Origin of the sequence: Flavobacterium araucananum (genome assembly GCF_002222055.1) — a bacterium.
GTDB classification, from domain to species: domain Bacteria; phylum Bacteroidota; class Bacteroidia; order Flavobacteriales; family Flavobacteriaceae; genus Flavobacterium; species Flavobacterium araucananum.
Window position 1 is genome coordinate 1 of sequence record NZ_MUGS01000094.1, and the last position, 802, is coordinate 802.

Here is an 802-nt window from a genome sequence, read left to right on the forward strand (position 1 = left end):
TATTTTGCCACTGAATCTCGTCGGCATCATTTATCTTGATGATCCAATAATCTCCTATGCCTTTATTACTGTCTGTTTTATCGCCTGATATTGGAGAGTTCGAATATCCCGCCAGGATGTATCCGTTGTCTGTAGTTTGTTCTATGCTTCGAAGTATATCAGCATATTGTCCGCCGTATGTTTTTTGCCATTCGATAGTACCTTGTTTATCCAGTTTGACAATCCAGTAATCCATATTGCCCCTGCTTTTTTCTGATTTATTAAACAAATCAGCTTTTGTGGTACCTACAAATTTTGCGTCTGGTTTGTTATCTAAAATAACCGGAGGATTAGAGCTCGAAGAACCGGCTAACATATAACCTCCGTCTTTGGTCTGGAAAGCACATAACAATTCATCCTGACCTGCACCACCAATAGTACGCTGCCATTGCTCTGCTCCCGAAGCATCTAGTTTGATAACCCAAAAATCAGTGATTCCCTTGCAATCTTCATTTTTCTGAAAACTTTTTGAGGAACTCGATGTTCCCGCCAGAATAAAACCACCGTCTCTGGTGTTTTTAATACTTTGTAGTAAATCAAAACCGCTTCCGCCAAAACTCTTTTGCCAGTCGAGATCTCCTTTTTCGTTCATTTTCCAGATCCAATAATCTAAATCGCCATGATTATCATCTGCTTTATTACCCGTTTTATTAGATAAAGAACTTCCTGCCAGAATAAAACCATAGTCGGCTGTGGGTTGGGCATCAAAAAGATAATCAGCGTGAATGCCTCCATATGATTTTTCCCAAAGAATATCCTGAGA

The 802-nt window shown here is 39.5% G+C and carries 1 pseudogene; it reads right to left on the reverse strand.

Features of this window, described 5'->3' with window-relative positions:
* Positions 1–802 (reverse strand): annotated as a pseudogene (locus B0A64_RS24120) (T9SS type A sorting domain-containing protein); the annotation flags it as partial.